The organism is Neisseria sp. P0022.S010 (assembly GCF_051956635.1).
Genome location: NZ_JBQCXF010000708.1, coordinates 1 through 1,254, shown reverse-complemented (window position 1 = coordinate 1,254; position 1,254 = coordinate 1). Strand labels below are relative to the sequence as shown.

Sequence of the window (1,254 nt, the reverse complement as noted above, 5' to 3'; positions counted from 1 at the left end):
AAAATACATTGCTTGAACGGTTTTTTGTTAAATTATTCCGCCCAACCCTGCTTTTTTTACATTTCCAATGAATTACAGCCCCTTTTCACCTTTCATCATATAGGACATTTTCCGTATAAAAAACAAAGCGCAAACCCGACACAAAATTGACCGAAACACAAAAACAGCGGATAATCCGCCCATTCTTCAAACATCTTTCAGACGGCCTTCCCTCTTCCCTTGAGGGCCGTCTGAAAACATTTTAAAAAGCATAAAACATGAAAGCACCCGAACTCTTATTACCGGCAGGCGGACTCGAACGTATGCGCGCCGCCTACGATTACGGCGCAGATGCCGTTTACGCCGGCAGCCCGCGTTACTCCCTGCGCGCCCGCAACAACGAATTTGCCAAACTCGACGTCCTCGAACAAGGCATTAAAGAAGCGCACGAGCGCAACAAAAAATTCTTCCTGACCGTCAATACGCTGCCGCACAACTCCAAACTCAAAACCTTTGTTTCCGATATGGAGCCCTTGATTGCCATGAAACCTGACGCGCTGATTATGGCGGATCCGGGTTTGATCATGACCGTGCGCGAAAAATGGCCGGAAATGCCGATTCACCTGTCCGTTCAGGCAAATACCACCAACTACTGGGGCGTAAAATTCTGGCAAAACATCGGTGTCGAACGCATCATCCTGTCGCGCGAATTGAGCATGGAAGAAATCGCCGAAATCCGCCAAGAATGCCCCGACATCGAACTCGAAGTCTTCATTCACGGCGCATTGTGTATCGCCTACTCAGGCCGCTGCCTGCTCTCCGGCTATTTCAACCACCGCGACCCCAACCAAGGCACCTGCACCAACTCCTGCCGTTGGGACTACAAGGTTCACAACGCTACTGAAAGCGATGCAGGAGACGCCCAGCTTCTGCAAGGTTTCAACTTTGAAAAAGCCCAAGAAGAAGCCAACCAAAACTTTGAAGGCATCAACGGTCAAAAACGCCATCCATACGCTGACAAAGTTTTCCTGATTGAAGAGTCCAACCGCCCCGGCGAAATGATGCCGATTATGGAAGACGAACACGGCACCTACATCATGAACTCCAAAGACCTTCGCGGTATTGAAGTGGTTGAGAAACTGGCCAAAATCGGCGTAGACAGCCTTAAAGTCGAAGGCCGCACCAAATCGCTCTACTACGTTGCACGCGTGGCCCAGTCCTACCGTAAAGCGATTGATGATGCTGTTGCAGGCCGTCCGTTTGATTACAGCCTGT

The 1,254-nt window shown here is 49.8% G+C and carries 1 protein-coding gene; it reads left to right on the top strand.

What is annotated here, in order from left to right; all coding sequences use genetic code 11:
* Positions 1-257: 257 nt before the first annotated feature.
* Positions 258-1,254: prephenate-dependent tRNA uridine(34) hydroxylase TrhP (gene trhP / locus ACTHUT_RS20835; RefSeq protein ID WP_440419711.1), on the top strand; the 997-nt coding region annotated here is incomplete at its 3' end.